This window comes from Proteus sp. STS61-E, assembly GCF_040932335.1.
Lineage (GTDB): Bacteria > Pseudomonadota > Gammaproteobacteria > Enterobacterales > Enterobacteriaceae > Proteus > Proteus mirabilis_B.
In genome coordinates, this window is record NZ_JBFQGE010000008.1 from 23,071 (window position 1) to 45,077 (window position 22,007).

At 39.5% G+C, this 22,007-nt stretch carries 19 protein-coding genes and 4 tRNA genes; 18 read left to right on the top strand and 5 right to left on the bottom strand.

Going from position 1 to position 22,007, the window contains the following annotated elements:
* Positions 1-36 precede the first annotated feature (36 nt).
* The 15 genes from wecB to AB4J89_RS16560 all read left to right on the top strand — a co-directional run bounded on the left by wecB (position 37) and on the right by AB4J89_RS16560 (position 12,622).
* Positions 37-1,167, top strand: a complete 1,131-nt coding sequence (gene wecB, locus AB4J89_RS16490; RefSeq protein ID WP_069369918.1) for a non-hydrolyzing UDP-N-acetylglucosamine 2-epimerase — start codon at positions 37-39, stop codon at positions 1,165-1,167.
* The gene (gene wecC, locus AB4J89_RS16495) at positions 1,164-2,426 is read left to right on the top strand and encodes a UDP-N-acetyl-D-mannosamine dehydrogenase (RefSeq protein ID WP_098941404.1); all 1,263 of its coding nucleotides are present in this window, start codon (positions 1,164-1,166) and stop codon (positions 2,424-2,426) included. The genes wecB and wecC overlap by 4 nt, the downstream gene beginning before the upstream one ends.
* Entirely contained in the window at positions 2,423-3,490 is a 1,068-nt protein-coding gene (rffG, locus tag AB4J89_RS16500; RefSeq protein WP_098944023.1) for a dTDP-glucose 4,6-dehydratase, read from the top strand. The genes wecC and rffG overlap by 4 nt, the downstream gene beginning before the upstream one ends.
* 21 nt (positions 3,491-3,511) lie before the next feature.
* On the top strand, positions 3,512-4,393 hold the full coding sequence (rfbA, locus tag AB4J89_RS16505) for a glucose-1-phosphate thymidylyltransferase RfbA (RefSeq protein ID WP_088494036.1): 882 nt from the start codon (positions 3,512-3,514) through the stop codon (positions 4,391-4,393).
* On the top strand, positions 4,371-5,084 hold the full coding sequence (gene rffC, locus AB4J89_RS16510) for a dTDP-4-amino-4,6-dideoxy-D-galactose acyltransferase (RefSeq protein WP_368469977.1): 714 nt from the start codon (positions 4,371-4,373) through the stop codon (positions 5,082-5,084). Before rfbA ends, rffC begins: the two co-directional genes overlap by 23 nt.
* A gap of 1 nt (position 5,085) precedes the next feature.
* Entirely contained in the window at positions 5,086-6,216 is a 1,131-nt protein-coding gene (rffA, locus tag AB4J89_RS16515; RefSeq protein ID WP_088494034.1) for a dTDP-4-amino-4,6-dideoxygalactose transaminase, read from the top strand.
* Between the two features lie 2 nt (positions 6,217-6,218).
* Entirely contained in the window at positions 6,219-7,475 is a 1,257-nt protein-coding gene (gene wzxE / locus AB4J89_RS16520) for a lipid III flippase WzxE (RefSeq protein ID WP_368469979.1), read from the top strand.
* Complete coding sequence (locus tag AB4J89_RS16525) at positions 7,472-8,557, top strand: TDP-N-acetylfucosamine:lipid II N-acetylfucosaminyltransferase (protein WP_088494032.1); 1,086 nt, start codon at positions 7,472-7,474, stop codon at positions 8,555-8,557. Before wzxE ends, AB4J89_RS16525 begins: the two co-directional genes overlap by 4 nt.
* Positions 8,554-9,921, top strand: a complete 1,368-nt coding sequence (wzyE, locus tag AB4J89_RS16530) for an ECA oligosaccharide polymerase (protein ID WP_102949428.1) — start codon at positions 8,554-8,556, stop codon at positions 9,919-9,921. Before AB4J89_RS16525 ends, wzyE begins: the two co-directional genes overlap by 4 nt.
* Positions 9,921-10,658, top strand: a complete 738-nt coding sequence (gene wecG / locus AB4J89_RS16535; RefSeq protein ID WP_088494031.1) for a lipopolysaccharide N-acetylmannosaminouronosyltransferase — start codon at positions 9,921-9,923, stop codon at positions 10,656-10,658. Before wzyE ends, wecG begins: the two co-directional genes overlap by 1 nt.
* 227 nt (positions 10,659-10,885) lie before the next feature.
* A tRNA-Arg gene (locus AB4J89_RS16540) sits at positions 10,886-10,962 on the top strand.
* Between the two features lie 64 nt (positions 10,963-11,026).
* Positions 11,027-11,102: transfer RNA gene (locus tag AB4J89_RS16545), tRNA-His, on the top strand.
* A gap of 22 nt (positions 11,103-11,124) precedes the next feature.
* A tRNA-Leu gene (locus tag AB4J89_RS16550) sits at positions 11,125-11,211 on the top strand.
* Positions 11,212-11,239: 28 nt separating this feature from the next.
* Positions 11,240-11,316 (top strand) — tRNA-Pro (locus AB4J89_RS16555).
* A gap of 988 nt (positions 11,317-12,304) precedes the next feature.
* Complete coding sequence (locus AB4J89_RS16560; protein WP_088494030.1) at positions 12,305-12,622, top strand: hypothetical protein; 318 nt, start codon at positions 12,305-12,307, stop codon at positions 12,620-12,622.
* Between the two features lie 85 nt (positions 12,623-12,707).
* On the opposite strand, the gene hemY is transcribed toward AB4J89_RS16560, so the two are convergent.
* The 4 genes from hemY to hemC are packed head-to-tail and all read right to left on the bottom strand — an operon-like array spanning position 12,708 to position 16,894.
* Positions 12,708-13,928 carry a protoheme IX biogenesis protein HemY gene (hemY, locus tag AB4J89_RS16565; protein WP_270756075.1) on the bottom strand — a complete coding sequence of 407 codons (1,221 nt, stop codon included), beginning with the start codon at positions 13,926-13,928 and terminating at the stop codon, positions 12,708-12,710.
* A gap of 4 nt (positions 13,929-13,932) precedes the next feature.
* Positions 13,933-15,198, bottom strand: a complete 1,266-nt coding sequence (hemX, locus tag AB4J89_RS16570; protein WP_368469983.1) for a uroporphyrinogen-III C-methyltransferase — start codon at positions 15,196-15,198, stop codon at positions 13,933-13,935.
* Positions 15,199-15,218: 20 nt separating this feature from the next.
* Complete coding sequence (gene hemD, locus AB4J89_RS16575) at positions 15,219-15,956, bottom strand: uroporphyrinogen-III synthase (protein WP_088494027.1); 738 nt, start codon at positions 15,954-15,956, stop codon at positions 15,219-15,221.
* The gene (gene hemC / locus AB4J89_RS16580; RefSeq protein WP_088494026.1) at positions 15,953-16,894 is read right to left on the bottom strand and encodes a hydroxymethylbilane synthase; all 942 of its coding nucleotides are present in this window, start codon (positions 16,892-16,894) and stop codon (positions 15,953-15,955) included. Before hemC ends, hemD begins: the two co-directional genes overlap by 4 nt.
* A 998-nt stretch (positions 16,895-17,892) precedes the next feature.
* Here hemC and AB4J89_RS16585 point away from each other — a divergent pair.
* Positions 17,893-20,487, top strand: a complete 2,595-nt coding sequence (locus AB4J89_RS16585; RefSeq protein WP_088494025.1) for a class I adenylate cyclase — start codon at positions 17,893-17,895, stop codon at positions 20,485-20,487.
* A gap of 81 nt (positions 20,488-20,568) precedes the next feature.
* Here AB4J89_RS16585 and cyaY read toward each other — a convergent pair whose 3' ends face one another.
* Entirely contained in the window at positions 20,569-20,886 is a 318-nt protein-coding gene (gene cyaY, locus AB4J89_RS16590) for an iron donor protein CyaY (RefSeq protein WP_349474637.1), read from the bottom strand.
* A gap of 79 nt (positions 20,887-20,965) precedes the next feature.
* Here cyaY and AB4J89_RS16595 point away from each other — a divergent pair, with 79 nt between their 5' ends.
* Positions 20,966-21,133 carry a lipoprotein gene (locus tag AB4J89_RS16595; RefSeq protein ID WP_071788576.1) on the top strand — a complete coding sequence of 56 codons (168 nt, stop codon included), beginning with the start codon at positions 20,966-20,968 and terminating at the stop codon, positions 21,131-21,133.
* A gap of 41 nt (positions 21,134-21,174) precedes the next feature.
* Positions 21,175-21,999 carry a diaminopimelate epimerase gene (gene dapF, locus AB4J89_RS16600; RefSeq protein WP_088494023.1) on the top strand — a complete coding sequence of 275 codons (825 nt, stop codon included), beginning with the start codon at positions 21,175-21,177 and terminating at the stop codon, positions 21,997-21,999.
* Positions 22,000-22,007: the final 8 nt, after the last annotated feature.

Below are 22,007 nucleotides of genomic sequence, written 5' to 3' on the forward strand. Positions count from 1 at the left end.
AATAAGCGATATAACAATGAAAAAAAGAGAGCCACTGTGAAAGTGTTGACTGTTTTTGGCACACGCCCTGAAGCGATAAAAATGGCACCTTTAGTGCACGCTTTAGCAAATGATGATTCGTTTGAAGCGAAGGTATGTGTTACGGCCCAACATCGAGAAATGCTTGATCAGGTATTAAATCTTTTTGAGATCAAACCAGATTACGATCTCAATATTATGAAACCAGGACAAGATTTAACGGATATTACCTGTCGTATTTTAGAAGGGTTAAAACCGGTATTAGCGTCATTTCAACCTGATGTTGTTTTGGTACATGGTGATACAACAACGACCATGGCAGCAAGTTTAGCCGCATTTTATCAACGAATTCCTGTTGGTCATGTGGAAGCTGGGTTACGTACTGGCAATCTTTATTCCCCTTGGCCTGAAGAGGCAAACCGTACTATTGCAGGGCATCTTGCAATGTATCATTTCGCACCAACAGAAACTGCAAAATTAAATTTGGTACGAGAAGCGGTTGCGGATAAAAATATTTTTGTCACAGGAAATACAGTAATTGATGCGTTGTTTTGGGTAAGTGACAGAGTGATGGGCAATCAAACACTCTTAAATGAGCTTGCTGTAAACTATCCATTTATTCAACCTGACAAGAAAATGATCTTGGTAACAGGACATCGTCGAGAAAGTTTTGGTGGTGGTTTTGAACGTATCTGCCAAGCTTTAGCTGAAATTGCATTAGCACATCCAGATGTAGAAGTTGTCTATCCTGTTCACTTAAATCCGAATGTGAGTGAACCAGTTCAACGTATCCTTCATGGTATTGATAATATTAAGTTAATACAGCCACAAGATTATCTCCCATTCGTTTATTTAATGAATCATGCTTACCTTATTTTGACCGATTCTGGTGGAATTCAAGAAGAAGCTCCTTCATTAGGTAAGCCAGTTCTTGTAATGAGAGACACAACGGAGCGCCCAGAAGCTGTTGAAGCGGGCTCTGTTCGCTTAGTGGGAACAGATACTAAACGTATTGTTAGCGAAGTAACCTCTTTATTGACAGACGAAAACGCGTATCACCAAATGAGTAAGGCGACAAACCCTTATGGTGATGGTCATGCCTGCCAACGTATTCTTGAAGCATTGAAAAAAAATCAGGTGACATTATGAGTTTTGAAACTATTTCTGTTATCGGCCTCGGCTACATTGGTTTACCTACTGCGGCAGCTTTTGCCTCTCGTAAAAAAAGCGTCATCGGTGTTGATGTTAATCAGCATGCCGTTGATACGATTAATAAAGGTCAAATTCACATTGTTGAGCCTGATCTTGATAAAGTCGTTAAACAAGCGGTTGAAGAGGGCCATTTAAAAGCCTATACCACGCCACAGCCAGCAGATGCTTACCTTATTGCTGTACCTACACCATTTAAAGGTGAGCATGAGCCTGATTTGGCTTATGTTGAAGCAGCCGCACGCTCTATCGCACCTGTATTGAAAAAAGGTGATCTTATTATTCTAGAATCAACCTCACCAGTTGGCTCTACTGAAAAAATGGCTGAGTGGTTAGCGGAAGCTCGTCCAGACTTAACATTCCCTCATCAACAAGGTGAAGATGCTGATATCGATGTGGCTTACTGCCCTGAGCGTGTATTACCGGGTCAAGTGATGATTGAACTTATCCGCAATGACCGTGTTGTGGGTGGTATGAATCGTAAATCATCAGAGCGTGCAAGCGAGTTATACAAAATTTTCCTTGAAGGTGAATGTGTTATCACTAATGCACGTACCGCGGAAATGTGTAAGCTGACTGAAAATAGCTTCCGTGATGTTAATATTGCGTTTGCGAATGAATTATCACTGATCTGTGCTGACCAAGATATTAATGTGTGGGAGCTAATTAGCTTGGCGAATCGCCATCCTCGCGTCAATATTTTACAGCCAGGTCCAGGTGTTGGTGGCCATTGTATCGCTGTTGACCCTTGGTTTATCGTGTCACAAAATCCAAAACAATCTCGTTTAATTCACACTGCGCGTTTGGTCAATGATGGCAAACCAGTGTGGGTTATCGATCAAGTTAAAGCCGCTGTTGCTGATTGTCTTACTGAAACAGGTAAACGCGCAAACGAAATTAAGATTGCCTGCTTTGGTTTAGCCTTTAAGCCTAATATCGATGACTTACGTGAAAGCCCAGCAATGAATATCACTAAACAAGTCGCTGACTGGCACAGTGGTACGACATTCGCAGTTGAACCTAATATTCATGAGTTACCAACAAAACTGAAAGGGATCACAGAATTAGTATCAACAGAACAAGCATTGAAAGACGCGGATATTGTCTTAATGTTAGTTGATCACCAACAGTTTAAAGCGATCCCTGGTAGTAAAGTCACTCAAAAATGGATTGTAGATACTAAAGGAGTATGGCGTTGAAACGCATTCTAGTTACAGGTGGAGCCGGTTTTATCGGCTCTGCTGTTGTTCGACATATTATTGATAACACCAATGACAGCGTTGTTGTGGTGGATAAACTGACTTATGCCGGTAATTTAGAGTCATTAGCAACTGTTGCTGACAGTGAACGCTATGCCTTTGAGCAAGTCGATATCTGTGATAGAGCTGAGCTTGATCGCTTATTTGCTCAATATCAACCCGATGTTGTTATGCACTTAGCAGCGGAAAGCCATGTTGACCGTTCTATCGATGGTCCTGCTGCATTTATTGAAACCAATATTGTGGGTACTTACACCTTATTGGAAGCGGCTCGCCACTTTTGGCAAGTTCTACCTGAAGAGAAGAAAACGGCATTTCGTTTCCACCATATCTCAACAGATGAAGTGTATGGCGATTTAGAAGGTACAGATGATTTCTTTACTGAAACTACGCCTTATGCACCAAGTAGCCCATATTCTGCGTCTAAAGCTTCAAGCGACCATTTAGTTCGTGCTTGGTTGCGTACTTACGGTTTACCAACTGTGATCACGAACTGCTCGAATAACTACGGCCCTTACCACTTTCCTGAAAAATTAATCCCATTAATTATCTTAAATGCGATTTCAGGAAAACCATTACCTGTTTATGGTAAAGGTGAACAGATCCGTGATTGGCTCTATGTTGAAGATCATGCTCGTGCTCTCTATTTAGTCGCAACAACAGCAACACCGGGTAAAACTTACAATATTGGTGGACACAATGAGCGCCGCAATATTGATGTTGTTAAAACGATTTGTGCGCTGTTAGAAGAGTTATATCCAGCAAAACCAGAAGGTGTTGCTCAGTATGTCGATCTCATCACTTATGTGAAAGATAGACCAGGTCATGATCTGCGCTATGCGATTGATGCAGCTAAAATTGAAGCTGAATTAGGCTGGAAACCAGAAGAGACATTTGAGTCTGGCATTCGTAAAACGGTTTTGTGGTATTTAAATAACGAAACTTGGTGGAAACGAGTATTAGATGGCTCTTATGCAGGTGAACGTCTAGGGCTTGGGAACTGATTAAGTAAAGAAGGATAAATGATGAAAGGTATTATTTTAGCGGGTGGTTCGGGTACACGACTGCATCCGATAACCAAAGGGGTATCGAAGCAGTTATTGCCTATCTATGATAAACCCATGATCTATTATCCGCTTTCAGTTCTGATGCTTGCTGGTATTCGAGATATTTTGATCATTACAACACCAGATGACATAACCTCATTTCAGCGCTTGCTGGGTGATGGTTCTGCGTTTGGTGTTCATCTTCAATATAAAATTCAGCCATCTCCTGATGGCTTAGCCCAAGCCTTTATTTTGGGTGAGGAATTTATTGGTGATGATCATTGCTGTTTAGTTTTAGGCGATAATATCTATTTTGGTCAAGGATTTAGTCCAAAACTGAAACAAGTTGCACAACGTGAACGCGGTGCAACAGTCTTTGGTTATCAAGTTATGGACCCTGAACGATTTGGTGTTGTTGAATTTGACGATGATTTTAAAGTGTTATCGATTGAAGAAAAGCCAGAACAACCTAAATCTAATTGGGCTGTCACGGGGCTGTATTTCTACGATAACCGAGTGGTTGATTTTGCCAAACGAGTCAAACCTTCGATTCGTGGTGAATTAGAAATTACGTCGATTAATCAGATGTATCTTGAATGTGGTGAGCTTAACGTTGAACTACTGGGGCGTGGTTTTGCGTGGTTAGATACCGGAACTCACGATAGTTTAATTGAAGCCAGTACCTTTGTTCAAACTGTTGAAAAACGCCAAGGATTTAAAGTGGCGTGCCTTGAAGAGATTGCTTGGCGTAATGGTTGGCTCAGTGATGACCAAGTAAGAGAAAGCGCAAAATCACTGTCTAAAACAGGTTATGGTCGCTATCTATTGGATTTATTACATGTCCGTCCTCGCCAATATTAATTATCTTGAGTGGGAAAGCGAGTATTTCTCCCTCAAAACAGGGCGTCTTGAGTTTGATACACAAGCGCCCGCATTAACAGACGAACAGCTTGATGCTTTTGCGGTGGTTCAAGCTAAAGTCGCATCTCATGAGCTTTCTCTCATCGATAAACTCAGCCAATTAGGTTTTCAATTTGCGGAAGGTGAAATTGATTTTAAACTTTCAATTGGCACAGAAAATGCTTGTAAGAAAACGACTGAATATTGTTTTAGAAAAGCCAATGAAGATGATATCGATTTATTGATGGCAACGGCTTCAGAGGCTTTTGTACAAAGTCGTTTTAGAACACCTTGGTATCAAGAAGGTGATAGCAGTCGTTTTTATGCGTTATGGGTTAAAAAAGCGGTGTTAGGCACATTCGATGATATCTGTTTACTGACTTATGATACTGAAAATAATGTAAGTGGTTTTGTCACTTTACGCCGTCTATCTGAAAGTGAAGCAAGAGTGGGATTACTAGCGGTAATGCCCAACAGAATAGGACAAGGCATTGGTAAACAACTGATGTCGGCCGCGAAGCTTTGGTGTCAACAACAAGGTATTTCCACCTTATATGTTGCAACACAGATCAGCAATATTGCTGCTTCGCGTTTATACACACACAGTGGGGGCTTAATAGAGAGCACCACTTATTGGTTATACAGGGGATAATATGATTCCGTTTAATAAACCACCGGTTGTCGGCACAGAATTAGAATATATGAAACAAGCTATGGAAAGTGGCAAGCTCTGTGGTGATGGCAATTTCACAAAGAAATGTGAAAAGTGGTTAGAAGAACAATTTCATTGTCATAAAACGCTGTTAACACCATCTTGTACAGCATCGCTTGAAATGGCTGCTATCTTATTAGATATCAAGCCTGGCGATGAAGTCATTATGCCAAGTTTTACCTTTGTTTCGACCTCTAATGCGTTTGTATTACGTGGCGCAACGATTGTTTTTGTTGATATTCGTCCAGATACTATGAATATTGATGAAACAAAAATTGAAGCGGCTATTACAGAGAAAACTCGCGCTATTGTTCCCGTTCATTATGCAGGTGTTGCGTGTGAAATGGACACGATTATGGCGATTGCGAAAAAACATAATCTGTTTGTTATCGAAGATGCCGCACAAGGTGTCATGTCAACTTACAAGGGTAAGGCTCTTGGCACGATTGGTCATATTGGTTGCTATAGCTTCCATGAAACTAAAAACTACTCATCAGGCGGTGAGGGTGGTGCAACGTTAATTAACGATCCTGATTTAATCAATCGCGCGGAAGTTATCCGTGAAAAAGGTACCAATCGTAGTCAATTTTTCCGTGGTCAGGTAGATAAATATACTTGGCGTGATATTGGTTCTAGCTACTTAATGTCAGACTTACAAGCGGCTTATTTATGGGCTCAACTTGAAGAAGCTGAAAAAATTAATGAGCGCCGTTTAGCATTTTGGCAGATTTACTATGATGCATTGACTCCATTAGCGGAAAAAGGCTTATTAGCGCTTCCAATCGTTCCTGAAGGCTTAGAACACAATGCGCATATGTTCTATATCAAACTGAAAGATATCGAGCAACGTACCGCGTTTAATGACTACATGAAAGAACATGGCGTTTTAACAGTATTCCACTATGTGTCATTACATACCAGCCCAGCAGGAATGAAGTTTGGTCGCTTTGATGGTGAAGATATTTTCACAACGCAAGAAAGTGAGCGTTTAGTGCGTTTACCTATGTTCTACAACATGACAGAAGAAGAGCAACAAACTGTTATTGGCCATATTCGCGACTTCTTTGCTTAATTATGTCGTTAGCCAAAGCATCAGTTTGGACAGCCGGATCAACCCTGATAAAAATCGGGGCTGGTCTGCTTGTCGTCAAGTTACTTGCAGTCTCTTTTGGGCCAACAGGTGTTGGGTTAGCAGGTAACTTTCGTCAATTAATCACCGTGCTAGGTGTCTTATCTGGTGCGGGTATTTTTAATGGTGTGACGAAATTAATCGCACAATATCAAGATGATGATATTCAACGCAAAAAAGTGTTGGGTACTTCATCATCCATGATTTTGCTGTTTTCCACACTATTAGCTATTTTATTTCTTCTTTTTTCTGCTCCCATTAGCCAAGTGTTATTTGGTGATGATTATCATCAATATCAGGATATTGTAAGAGCCGTTGCTTTTATTCAAATGGGGATAGCATATAGCAACTATTTTCTTGCCATCTTAAAAGGTTATCGTGATGCGGCAGGTAATGCCTTATCAGTGATTGCCGGTAGCATTATTGGTGTTATCGCTTATTATTTGTGCTATTTATTTGCGGGTTATCACGGTGCATTAATTGGGCTTGCATTAGTACCTGCACTTATTTTATTTCCTGCTACATTTTTAGTAGCAAGGCGTAAACGCTTCGCTTTAAGCGAACTGAAACCTCATTGGGATAAGGCGATAGCCAGTCATCTTGGTAAGTTTACCATTATGGCGATACTAACATCGATTACATTACCCGTTGCTTATATCATGATGCGTAACTTACTTGCTGAGCACTATAGCTGGGAAGATGTAGGGATTTGGCAAGGAGTGACCAGTATTTCAGATGCTTATTTGCAATTTATTACCGCATCTTTTTCTGTTTATTTATTGCCAACACTCTCTCGATTAACGCAAAAGAGTGATATTACCAAAGAGATCGTTAAGTCACTGAAGTTTGTATTACCTGCAGTAGCTGCTGCGAGTTTTATGGTGTGGTTATTACGTGATTTTGCGATTTGGTTACTGTTTTCAGATAAATTTGTCGCTATGCGTGATTTATTTGCATGGCAACTTGTTGGTGATGTTTTAAAAGTAGGCGCTTATGTCTTTGGTTATTTGGTCATCGCAAAAGCGGCACTACGTTTTTATATCCTTACAGAAGTAAGCCAGTTTGCCTTATTAACGCTATTTTCGCGTTGGCTTATTCCTGAGCATGGCGCACTAGGTGCCACTCAAGCCTATATGGCAACATATATTATTTACTTCCTTCTCTGTAGTTCTGTTTTCGTGATTTATTGCAGGCGCAAATGACAACTTTGATTTACGTACTAGGTTCAGACATTGTGCATCATAACAACACAATGTTACGGTTTTTTAACGACCACCTCGTGACCGAGGCGGGGTTAACGTATAAACCTCGTTTTATCGTTGCCAGTAAAAATACTTCACTGCAAGAAAGCTACCCAGCTTTAGATATTGAGTGTTTAGCTGATAAAAAGCAGGTTGCACAGAGAGTGGTTACATTGGCAAAAGCCGATACTCACCAACGATTCCTTTTTTTAGGTCAGTTTAATGCGCCTATTTGGCTGGCATTATTGACTGGAAAGATTAAACGTCATCAATTTTGGTGGCATATCTGGGGTGCTGATTTATATCAGGATTCTAAACAGCTAAAATTTAGACTTTTTTATCTTCTTCGTAAACTTGCTCAAAAGCGTGTAGGGCGAGTATTTGGTACACGAGGTGATCTGAATTACTTCGCACAATTTAACGTTAATATTCCAGCTAGTTTGCTCTATTTTCCAACAAGAATGGACCCTGCACTTACAGTGACAGAGAAAGCGCCCATTGATGAACAACAACTGACTATTATTGTTGGGAATTCAGGAGATAGATCGAATCGCCATATTGAAGCTTTACAGGCAATTGCTGAGCAATACGGGACGCGTGCAAAAGTGATTATTCCAATGGGATATCCTGAAAATAATCACGTTTATATTGATGAAGTTACCCAAGCGGCTAATCAGTTACTTCCCTATAATCAGGTTGAAATATTACGTGACAAATTGGCATTTGACGATTATCTCGCGTTATTGAAAACATGCGATTTAGGTTATTTTATTTTCCACCGTCAACAAGGTATCGGCACGCTTTGTCTGCTTATTCAATTTGCTATCCCTTTTGTTATTAGTCGTCAAAATCCATTTTGGCAGGACTTAACTGAGCAAAGTGTTCCTGTTTTTTTCTCAGGGGACAAATTAGATGTTGCGCTGATTGAAGAGGCTAAGCGTCAATTGCTGATGCTTGATCGCCAAAATATTGCCTTCTTTGCGCCTAACTTCACGGATGGTTGGAAAGAGTTAATTGAGATGAGTACAGGAGAGCCGCAATGACATTGGCGGAACTGGGTGGCCTAGCACTTGTTTACTTTATCTCTTTAAGTTTTATTTTATTGCTGACTTATCAAGAGTTTCGTCGAGTTCGCTTTAATTTTAATGTTTTTTTCTCAATGCTCTATCTGCTGACTTTTTATTTTGGTTTCCCACTGACTTGTATGTTGGTATTCCAATTTGATGTCGCAGTTGTACCCGTTGATTCGTTATTATACGCGCTATTAGCCTCTACCAGCTTCTATGCTATTTATTATGTAACTTATAAGGTAAGACTGAGAAAATCGGTTGACGGCCCTTCTAGGTCGCTATTTACGATGAATAGAGTAGAAACCAACCTTACTTGGATTTTATTGGCATTAATTGCGTTTGTAACGGTGGGAATTTTCTTTCTGCAAAATGGCTTTTTACTCTTTAAGCTCAAAACGTATAGCCAAATTTTTTCAAGCCAAGTGTCAGGTGTTGCGCTTAAGCGCTTTTTCTATTTCTTTATCCCAGCAATGCTGGTGGTTTATTTCTTAAAACCCACTCAACAACGCTGGATTTTCTTCCTTTGTGCAACAGTGGGTTTTGGGATCTTAACTTATATTATCGTGGGTGGAACCCGCGCTAATATCATTATCGCTTTTGCGCTGTTTTTGTTTATCGGTATTGTTCGAGGCTGGATAACCTTGTGGATGCTGGTTGCCGCTGGAGTGATGAGTATTGTTGGAATGTTCTGGTTGGCATTAAAACGCTATGGCCTTGATGTGAGCGGTGCCGAGGCATTCTATACTTTCTTGTACCTCACTCGTGATACGTTTTCTCCTTGGGAAAACCTAGCTTTGTTACTTAATAATTATGACAAGATTGAGTTCCAAGGACTTGCACCGATAATTCGTGATTTTTATGTCTTTATTCCTTCTTGGGTATGGCCAGAACGCCCAGATGTAGTGCTGAATTCAGCAAACTATTTCACATGGGAAGTACTTAATTACCATGCAGGTCTTGCCATTTCACCAACCTTAATTGGCTCTCTGGTTGTGATGGGGGGCGTAGCCTTCATCCCATTGGGCGCGATTGTTGTAGGGCTGATTATTAAGTGGTTTGATTGGCTATATCAACAAGGGCTCAATGAAAGCAATCGTTATAAATCAGCTATTTTGCAAGCTTTCTGCTTTGGGGCTATTTTTAATATGATTGTTTTGGCACGAGAAGGTGTTGATTCTTTCGTTTCTCGTGTTGTGTTTTTCTGTTTGATTTTTGGTTTATGTTTGGTGGTTGCCAAACTGCTTTATTGGTTATTTGAAAGCGCGGGATTAGTGCGTAATTACGTGACTCGTCAAATACAAAGTGAACCTCGTTGTTTAGAGAAAAAGGAAAAGTAATGGGACCCAATTCAATTCCGAAGTATTCAATCCGCGGACATAATATCTGGGGATTTCGCGATATGGCTCATTTTCTGGATTATCTCTATGAAGGAGCACAAATAAAAAGTGGCTCTCTGATTGCCATTAATGCAGAAAAAATTCTCACAGCAGAAACAGACTCTGCACTTAATGAGCTACTCAACGAAGCAGATTATCTTTATGCAGACGGTATTAGCGTTGTGCGGGGTATTCGTCGTAAATACCCTGATGCAAATGTTTCTCGTATTGCAGGTGCTGATTTATGGGAAGCGTTAATGGAAAGAGCGGGCAAAGAGGGAACACCAGTTTTTCTTGTCGGTGGTAAGCCTGAAATTCTTTCTCAAACCGAAGATAAGCTTAAAGCACAGTGGAATGTAAATATTGTAGGTAGTCAGAACGGTTACTTTACACCACAAGATAGAGAGGCGTTATTTGAGCGTATAAAGGCCTCTGGTGCGAAGATAGTGACTATTGCGATGGGATCACCTAAGCAAGAGTTGTTTATTCGTGCATGTCGTGAAATTTACCCTGATGCTTTATACATGGGCGTTGGTGGAACTTATGACGTGTTTACAGGCCATGTGAAAAGAGCACCGAAAGCATGGCAAAATCTTGGGTTAGAGTGGTTATATCGTTTGTTATCACAACCAAGCCGAATTAAGCGTCAATTTAAGCTGTTAAAATTCGTTGGGTATTACTATTCCAATAAGTTGTAATAGGGATCGCGTCTTTTTTTGTTAGATGTGACTGATTAAATAATTTATTCCTGCTTTTATCTAGCTTCTTGATTGTTTGATTATTATACTAATGGGGCGTTTAGCGTGTTAAAACGCTCCATTTATCGACGAAATGCACAAACTATCGTCAAACAAACTTTTTTTTTCAAAAAGCACTAGACAGACAGAGCGTAAATCCGTACTATCCTTTCCCGCAACGGCGTGAAGCGCCCGTAGCTCAGCTGGATAGAGCGCTGCCCTCCGGAGGCAGAGGTCTCAGGTTCGAATCCTGTCGGGCGCGCCATTAAAGCGTGCTAAGAGTTACGGTGAAGAACGTTGTTGTAAGAAGTAATAAGATAGCTGTTATGGTGGCTATAGCTCAGTTGGTAGAGCCCTGGATTGTGATTCCAGTTGTCGTGGGTTCGAGTCCCATTAGCCACCCCATCTTATCTTAGTTATTGTTTATGCGAGGGTGGCGGAATTGGTAGACGCGCTAGCTTCAGGTGTTAGTGTTCTAACGGACGTGGGGGTTCAAGTCCCCCCCTTCGCACCAATAAACAAGATAAGAGCAGTGATGCAGACGGCGAGTAGCGCAGCCTGGTAGCGCAACTGGTTTGGGACCAGTGGGTCGGAGGTTCGAATCCTCTCTCGCCGACCAATAAGAAAAAGCCTCGATTATGTCGAGGCTTTTTCGTATCTACGATTTGCCTTTTTAAAAACCGCAACACCATTTCTACTTCTACTTCTACTTCTACTTCTACTTCTACTTCTACTTCTACTTCTACTTCTACTTCTACTTCTACTTCTACTTCTACTTCTACTTCTACTTCTACTTCTATAATCGTTACTCTTTTCATATTTTTTATTTTTGATTATGTGTTCCAGATAAGAAAGCTAAAATGACGTTTTTAACAAGAATGCCGTCCTTGTCACTTAAAGGTTATTAATAATTTAATTTATTGCCGAATTTTAATTTTCATAAAAAGATAGGTAAAATACATAAAATAATTAGTTATAATTATATGAAATATAAGCCTTTTATTTTATCTGTCGGTAAATGCCAACACTTGCTATTTTTAATGTCTCCAATAAGAGACATTTAATGCATTGATTTTAAATGACTAAATAGTTAGTGTGTTTTTCTTGTCGTGAAAAAGAGACGTATATCAGACCCTATATTTTCTTTTCTATTTAGCAATAGCATGGTGAAAGCATAGGTCATAGCTTTTTTATCATTGAAAATGAGTGAAGCCGGAAAGGAAAACCAAAATTCAATAAGTTACCTTATACTTTTTAGATAAAGGGGATGTTCTTAATAAAAAATGAAAAATTGGCATGCTTAATGCAATATCTATCTTGTAGATGCTCATTCCACTCCTTATGACAGCGTATGGCTTCATAAACCTAGGAATGATGCAGAGCCGATTATTCGGTGCCTACGTCCACGTTAACGATGAACATCATTCATCATCAACAGGACGAAACGTTGAGTGAGGCACCATCCGTCTGTAGACCTGATTGTATATTTATGCGCCTGTATAGTTTTATACAGGCGTTTTTTTATATATCAACCACACATCCATTTTGTATTCATCGCATTATCACGCTATTATCCAGCGCAAGGGTAGATTGGAGATAGCATCATTATGATAAATAAACAAAAAGCATATCTTGCACAAGAAAAACTCTTTCTTATAGAGAAGTTTGGCCCATTATTATTCTTTTTGATCCCTCTTATCATGCTCATTATTGGTGGTAAATCATGGGCTAAATATGTGGCTTTTCTTTGTCAGGGGATCGCACTGATTTATATCGTTGTGTTTTATCAGGCGAGAAAACATTACCTGTCATTTAAGCAAGAAAATGAGAAGGGAATACCTACTCGCTTTTATCGTATTGCTTGGGTGTATGTATTTTTGACTTTATGTGTAGAAGTGGTGTTGTTATTTCAACATGGCTTTTAAATCAAATAAAAAAACCCTCAATAATAAAGAGGGTTTTTAAATCAGTTGATCAAACAATTTATGATCACGTTTTTATCGAATGAGCTCACTTGCTTTTTTTAGGCTCTTCAAAAATGACAGAGTCTTTTTTCAGTGTCATTAATAAAGCATCTTTACGCACTTTCGCCGACTCTTCAGATTTTTTCTGTTTATCTAATGCATCAGCAAGCCATGCAAAGTCATGAACATCAGGACGCTGTTTTAACGCATTACGGAAAGCCTCTTCAGCTTGAGCCCATTGCCCTTGTTGCATTGCAATCTGACCTAATGTGCTATTGAGTAATGGCGTTGGCCCATGTTGTTTAATTAATGAATTGAGCACTTTCAAAATAACATTGGCATCTGTATTTTTTAAACGAGGTAATAGTAAGATCAATCGTTCATCATACTGACGTTTAACGCCGTCTAAGATGATCGTTTGAGCAGTATCTGGATCGTTACACTCAATAAGATGTTCTGCTAAAACGACACGCAATGCATTATCGTGATGAACTTTACGCGGCTGCGCTTTCCACCAATTTTTCAGTCCATCGCAGCCATTTTCGGACATTTTCTGTCCCATAATACCGATATAGGCTTTTTGGCGTAATTGCGCTAGTTCATCATCCGTATGTAATGCAATTTTTTGCATAGAAGGAATGATATCAAGCAATGCTTGCCAAGCTGCTGTTCGTGTATAAGCAACTTCTGCAAGACGTAATACTTCTGGATGGCGTGGTGCTTGATTTAATAATTCATCAACCCCTGTACGCGCTGCGTGATTTTCGTTTTGCGCTAATAAAATACGCACTCGTGTGATATCAACAGGAAGCTGATTGGTATCGGCAAGCTCAGCTGCACGCTCAAGGTGTTGCTGAACTCGGAACTCATCACCACGTTGTTGTGCGGCTTCTGCGGCTAATAGGTAGTTTACAACAGGTTGTTCTGCATAATCCGCATTACGGCTCATCAGTTTTTCAACTTCTTTAAAATCACCTTCCGCTAATTTCATTAATGCCATGCTGGTTTGTTTGCGTGCACGATTACGTTTACGGAAAGAAAACCAACTATATGCTTTTGAGCCTGTACCAATAAAACGGCGATAACTCCAACCAATGAGTAACAGTGCCAATTGCAGTAAAACAAACATAATGACAAGGCTGGTCACACTGGTTTCAATATCCCAATCATCAGTTTGTATAAGCACATAACCTTGATGGCCTGCTAAGAGTGGGCCAAAAATGATGCCAGCAATAAGCACCACAAAAAGGAGCAGTATTTTTAACATAAGCTTATTCTCCTTGTTGTGTCACTGGTGTATCAGTCGTTGCGCTATCAGCTGCGGCATCTTGTACGCTTTCTGATGCACTATCAGCCTCTACAGGTTGAGCATCTTGGGCTTCAACAGCTTGCGCTTCAGCCATTTGTGGTTCTGCATACTCATTTTGTGCCAGTAGATTGCGGATTTGCTTTTCTACGCGTTTTTCTAGCAGTGTCGGGCTCTTCAATTCCGATGGCATTGCAAGCGTAATAGGTTGTTTCTCTAATTCAGATACCGTATCTAAAAATGCGGTTGTACTTGGATCAGATGTATCAAAATAAGCTCGTACCCAAGTGGATACCGCTTCCAGAGATTGCTGATAAGTTTCAGTTTGGTGACGAGGTACGGCTTGAGATGCAATTAATAAACGTGAACGGATATTTTCACGTAAATAGACATCTTGGTTAGGTGCTAATAAAGGAACGGCTGCGGTATCACGACGGCGAATGGTAATAAAATCATCCATAAAGCTTTTCCAGCTCTTACTTAGATTTTGTTTCCAATCAGAAAGTGAACCTGAAATGGTTTCGTCGTTTTTATCCATCGGTGAGCCGTTACGCTCTAAACCTGCTAAACGGAGATTATCAATCTGATTCGCTAACTGGTTTAATTGTAAGATGATGCCATCATTATCAATTTTGGTGAGCGCGGCTAAACTGCTGATATCTTCATTAATAGCACGACGGATCTCAAGTAAACTCGGATCGTTCATTTCTGCTAAGCTACTGTCGGCACCTTTCAGTAAACTTACAGCGGTCACAACATCTTGATCATTCCATAACTTACGGCCAGCCATTTTCACCATAAAATCGGCTTGAGCTAATAACCAGCTTTTAACGTCTGCACTGGAAATAGCGGCAAATCGTGTTTGTAGATCTTGAATTTGACGCTCTGTTGTTTGGCGCTCGTTTTGTAATTTATCGATAGTCTGTTTTTGTGAGTTAAACATGCTATCAATATTGTCAAAGCGTTGTTGATAAGTATTTTGAAGTTGTTGTAATTGGGCAAGCTCAGATTTGAGTGATTGATTTTCTACACTCAGCTTTGAAGCTTGTTGATTGGTGTAATAATAAAGGCTACCACCGATTGCTAAAATAACAAGGATAGCAACAGCACTTCCAATTAGACCTGAGCGCTTGTTATTAACAGGTTTGACTTCCTGATAGCGGACATTCTCATCAGCTTTAGCTGCATCTTTTGGCAAGTCATTATCATTCGTATTTTTCTGTTCCGTCATATCGGCGTCTCATTTAGGTTCTATATTAATGCATGAAATAAAGCATCATTATTGGCACTTTCAGCAACGGTGACGGTTTCCCACCCTAATGTTTTTGCTATTGTTGCTAATCGTTCACTGACCACAAGTAAATGGCAGTTTAACAGCCATGCTTTTTTAGATTCAGCGACCAGATCAAAGAGTTGTTGTAACATTTCACCGCTAGTGACAACAAGCGTATCAACCTGTGCTTTTTCCCATTGAAGCGCAAAGTCTTCAGGGGAATAATTAATAAATAGGCGTTGGTAACATTCGCATTCATCAACGATCGCGCCTCGTTGACTCAATGTTGTTGCGAGTAAGTCACGACCACCGTTACCTCTAAGCAGTAATATTCGTTTGTTTTTCACCTGATTAAGTGCAGGAAGTTCAAGAAGATCTTCACTGGTTTCTCCTTGCTCAGGGTAGCAAATTGGAAGACTGCTTAAATGTTGGAAATCTTTCGCTGTGCTTTGACCTATTCCATAATAGGATAGCGTATCTGGCCATGATTGTTGTAATTGATTTAGCTGCCAGTTTGCGTATGACACCGCATTTTTGGAAAGTAAAAATACACAATCACCCGCCCTTAATTCTTTTAGTTTAGCATCTAATAAAGGAAGTTCACGACCTGCGGTGATCTCGATTAAAGGTGCTTGAAAGGCTGTTTTCCCTGCATCTATTAAGCGCTGAGTTAATGCCTCTCCTGCTGGATTGGGGCGAGTGACTAAAATACTCATGCAGGTGTGTTGCCTTGATACACGGCGGTTAAAATAGCTCGCGCACCTTTATCTAAAAGCTCTTCAGCCAATGAGATCCCCGCAGTTTCTGCATCTTCTGGAGTCACTAAACGTTCGCCACGTAAAATAGTTTCACCATCAGGAGAACCGACTAAAGCACGTAACCAAATTTTGTCTTCTTGCCAAATGGCATAACTTCCAATAGGAACTTGGCAACCGCCTTCAAGACGAGTATTCATTGCACGTTCTGCTTTAACGCAAATTGCGGTGCGAGTGTGATTGAGCGCATCTAATAGCTGGCGAGTTTCATTGTCATCTAAGCGGCACTCAATTCCAACAGCCCCTTGTCCAACCGCGGGTAAGGATTGCTCAGCAGATAATGGTGTGCGAATGCGTTCGTTAAGACCTAGGCGCTTTAAGCCAGCAACGGCAAGAATAATGGCATCGTAATCGCCATTATCTAATTTTCCTAAGCGAGTACCTACATTACCTCGTAAATCACGAATAATTAGGTCTGGACGCTGCGCTTTTAATTGGCATTGGCGGCGTAAACTGGATGTACCTACAATGCTACCTGCTGGCAGTTCTTCTAAAGAATCATAATGATTAGAGACAAAAGCATCACGAGGATCTTCGCGTTCACAAATAGTAACTAACCCTAAACCTTCTGGGAAATCAATAGGAACATCTTTCATTGAGTGAACGGCAATATCTGCACGTGATTCAAGTAGAGCAAGTTCTAACTCTTTTACGAATAGCCCTTTGCCGCCTACTTTAGCTAAAGGTGTATCTAGAATGATGTCACCTTTAGTGACCATCGGTACTAATTCGACGACTAAACCTGGATGAGTAAGTTGTAGTTGTTCTTTCACATAAAGTGCCTGCCACATAGCAAGGGGGCTTTGGCGGGTAGCAATACGGATGGTACTTTTTGACATAATAGTATTATCTCTTCCGAGCGATTAGCGGTATTTTTGTTTAGAAATAAGGCATTGTTTTAACACTTTAAGGCTCAATTTTCCAGTTAAGGCGTTTTGTGTCGTGATTACAATGAAAGAAATGAGGTCATCATCGAAAAAGAAAAAAAGAAAAAGGAAATAGAAAATAAGTAAATTATTAATGAATGCTATTGAGTTTAGTTATTTTTAGAATTTTATTCTTCTTATATCTATATAAAAAGTGTGGTTATTTACAAAAATAAAACATTAAGTCAATTTCATTAACATCCAGTAAGTGGAAGATGATGTAAATATCATATTTAATCTGAACATATTGATAAAACAACCATTATTTTAAATTCTCTTATCTTTCTTATTATTTTTTAATATATAAAAACACGATAAATTTTAACAAAATTATTATTAAATAAAAGAAGGAGAAATAATTAAAATAAAGAAAAGAATTTATTTTTGAATTAAATAAATAATTAATAAAAATTAAATATTATTTTAAATATTATTATCGAAATATTAAAAATAGAATTCTTATTTCTATCTGAAACATAAAAAATAATCAAAAAATATAAATAACCTAATATTATCAATCGGTTGCTGTTGTTTTTTGCTTTTTTATCTATTTTTTATGTTTTGTCAAAATTTATTTTCAGTTTCATCATCAAGTAAACAGGGGTTTTTGTGGGGTAAAGGGAGGATTGAGAGATTTTTTTTATCATTTTTTTTATGAGAAAAATAACGTATCTTTATGATTATAATGATATTTATTTGGTGGCTTTACACGATTAAGCGCTTAAATATCACTTTTAGATCTTGGTGCTATATTTTGAGTTCCTCTTTACGCCTTGAGCTCAAGGTGTTAAATTGATCACGTTTCCAAGATTTTGTTAGTAAAGTTTTATCTATTAATATTACCTAACTCAACCTCGGTCACTTATAAACTCAGATTCTACTATCTTCTTAGTATTGTTCAGGCGAAACTCTTGTATCTTTATATTGAAACACTGAAGCAACGGCTGGATGCGATTAATCAACTCAGACTGGAACGAGCATTTGCATCGATGTGTGATGTTTTTAAACAGGTCTATGGTTTAATTCCTGTTTTATTGCATTACCACCATCCTGAGTTGCCCGGCTACATACAAGGAAATGTTCCTCACGGCACATGTTTCTTTGAACCTGATGACATGCAACGTCAATGGGCGAATAAGCTGGTTAACGCATTATGTGATGAGCCAATGAATGGATACGCCAATGGAGAGCTGCCAATTACTGGCATCTATTCAATGGGGAGTACTTCTTCTATTGGTCAAAGTCACTGCTCTGATATTGATATTTGGGTCTGCCATCAATCATGGCTGGATCAAGATGAACGTGCACTTTTACAACGCAAATGCCAATTGATTGAACAATGGGCTGGCGAACTTGGTATTGATGTTACGTTTTTCTTAATTGATGAAAATAGATTTCGTCATCATGCAAGCGGTAGCTTAGGTGGAGAAGATTGTGGCTCTACCCAACATATTCTTTTACTTGATGAGTTTTATCGTACAGCAGTACGCCTAGCAGGTAAGCGCTTGCTATGGGCAATGGTGCCTATTGAAGAAGAGCATCATTATGACGAATATGTTAACTCCCTTTATGCTCAAGGTGTATTAACGCCAAATGAGTGGCTAGATCTAGGGGGATTAGGTGAACTTTCTGCTGAGGAGTACTTTGGCGCAAGTTTATGGCAACTCTATAAAAGTGTCGATTCACCTTATAAAGCGGTACTAAAAAGTATTTTATTAGAAGCCTATTCAGCGGACTACCCTAATGGGAAATTGCTGGCATTAGAAATGAAACAACATCTACACCGCGGCGAAATCGTCAATTACGGTTTAGATGCTTATTGTATGATGCTTGAGCGTGTCACTCGCTATTTGGTTTCTATCAATGATTTAACCCGCCTTGATCTTATCCGTCGCTGTTTCTACCTGAAAGTGTGTGAAAAATTATCTAATGAAAAAACACAAAATGAACCTGAAGGTTGGAGACGACAAGTCTTATCGCAACTAGTCACTCAATGGCAATGGGATAATGAGCGCTTAACGATACTCGATACACGTGATAGTTGGAAAATCGAGCGAGTGCGCGATGCACACAATGAATTATTAGATACGATGATGCAAAGTTATCGTAATCTTATTCGTTTTGCGCGTCGTAATAACTTAAGTGTTAGTGCAAGCCCGCAAGATATAGGTGTCTTAACTCGCAAACTTTATGCTGCGTTTGAGGCATTGCCAGGTAAAGTCACACTGGTTAATCCACAGATATCACCTGATTTATCAGAATCAAATTTAACCTTTATCTATGTACCACAAGGCCGAGCAAATCGTAGCGGATGGTATTTATATAATCGTGCCCCTGATTTTGAAAATATCGTTGGGCATCAACCATTAGAATATAACCGCTATTTAAATAAATTAGTGGCATGGTCTTACTTTAATGGGTTGTTAACGAAAGAGTCTCGAGTTTATATTCATCAAGGAGAATCCTCTTGTGATGAAATTAAACTGCATGAATTAGTTAGGGATATGTCGAGCCATTTCCCAATTCGTTTACCTGCACCAACCCCGAAAGCACTGTATAGCCCTTGTGAAATTCGACATCTCGCAATTATTGTTAATTTGGAAACTGATCCAACAGAGAGTTTTTCTGATCAAGTGGTTCACTTTGATTTTAGAAAATTGGATGTCTTTAGTTTCGGTGAAAAAGAGCAGTGTCTTATTGGTAGCATTGATTTGTTGTATCGTAACTCTTGGAATGAGGTTAGAACCCTTCATTTCAGTGGCACGCAATCTATGTTGGAATCGCTAAAAACGATTTTAGGTAAAATGCACCAGGATGCAGCTCCACCTGCTTCTGTTGAAGTATTTTGTTATAGCCAACATTTGCGTGGTTTAATTCGTACTCGTGTTCAGCAGTTAGTCTCAGAATGTATTGAATTACGTTTATCCACAAATCGTTTGGAACCGGGCCGTTTTAAAGCTTTACGCATTGCTGGGCAAACGTGGGGATTGTTCTTTGAACGCCTCAATGTGTCGGTACAAAAATTAGAAAATGCGATCGAATTTTATGGTGCAATTTCATATAACAAACTTCATGGGTTGCCGGTAAAATTAGATAAAGATGCCCGCTATTTACCTGCGGTGATCGATGGTTTTGCTTGCGAAGGGATTATTCAATTCTTCTTTGAAACCACAGAAGATAATAATGTCTTTAATATCTATATCTTAGATGAAGCAAATCGCGTTGAAATTTATTCCCACTGTGAGGGAAGTAAAGAAGAGTTAGTGAAAGATGTTAGCCGTTTCTACTCTTCATCTCATGACCGATTCACATACGGCTCAAGCTTTATTAATTTTAATCTGCCGCAGTTTTATCAAATTGTGAAAGTGGAAGGATCAACGCAAGTGTTACCTTTTGCTGGCGGGTCCTTTGGTAAATTATCCGATCTGGGAAGTAAAGAAGCTCAACCTGAGATGAATGTTGTTGCCCACGGATTTACAGATTATAAAGCAGTGCAACACTCTTAATTGAGTACAAGCCAATTAATACAAATGGGAGCCTTGATAGCTCCCATTATTGTAGTTAACGGTTGTAGCTAACTGCGCTTCTTAGAAAGAAAACACTTCCCCACTTTGTTCTGTTATCGCTTGTGCTAGCATGGTTAAAAATTCACCGCCACTTCTATCACAAATCCATTGTTCATCTTTCCAATCAAAGTGATAGCCACCAGAGCGTGTTGCTAACCAAACTTGATGAAACGCTTCCTGACGATTAATAATAATTTTACTATTATTTTCAAAGGTTAATGTCATTACACCGCCATTAATTTCACAATCAATATCTGCGTCACCTTCATAATTATCAATAGTTTGTTCTATTTCTGACAAGAGTTCGTCAGCTAATTGGTGAAATTCACTGTCGTTCATCTTCATTTCCTATTTGCTTTTCGAGATCTAACTGCGATTATAGAGGATATTAACCAAATAAATGACAGGCAGATTTCGAATGAAAACGTATTTACGTTGCACTCTTGCTATAATAACACTGATTTCTCTTTCTGGTTGTGGCTTGAAAGGCCCTCTTTATTTCCCTCCTGAAGATACTCAGGCAAAAATGACACAGTCATCCCAGCCAACCCAGCAAGTTGAGAGCGCCTCAACTCAGACCAATTAGTCAATCTTAGAGACGGTAACTTCGTTTCAGGCAGGGGCAAGATGCAATTTTCAAAAATGCATGGTCTTGGTAACGACTTTATGGTGGTCGATGCTGTGACTCAAAATGTTTATTTTTCACCAGAATTAATATGTCGATTAGCGGATCGTCATACTGGTGTTGGGTTTGATCAATTATTGGTGGTTGAAGCACCTTATGATCCCGAACTCGACTTCCATTATCGTATTTTTAATGCAGATGGAAGTGAGGTTACGCAGTGTGGTAATGGTGCTCGTTGCTTTGCTCGATTTGTGAGATTAAAAGGTCTTACAAACAAAAGAGAGATAAAAGTCAGTACACAGTCTGGCAGAATGACCTTGCATGTTATGGATAATGACGATGTGTGCGTCAATATGGGTGAACCTGAATTTGAACCTCAAAAAGTCCCTTTCCGTGCACAAAAGGCAGAAAAAACCTATATTATCAGGGCAATGGAGCGCACTGTATTATGCGGTGTGGTTTCAATGGGAAATCCTCATTGCGTTATTCAGGTTGAAGACATTAAAACAGCAGAAGTTGAGTTGTTAGGGCCTGTGTTAGAGCAACACGAACGTTTCCCTGAACGTGCTAATATTGGTTTTATGCAAATCGTAGACAGAAATAATCTTCATTTGCGGGTGTTTGAACGTGGTGCCGGCGAAACGAAGGCCTGTGGTAGCGGAGCTTGTGCAGCTGTCGCAATTGGTATTTCACAAGGTTTATTAGATAAACGAGTGAAAGTCACCTTACCGGGTGGATCGTTGCTAATTGAATGGAAAGGAGAGGGTAACTCTCTTTATATGACTGGGCCTGCGACACATATTTATGATGGGATCATTCAGTTATAATATTATTT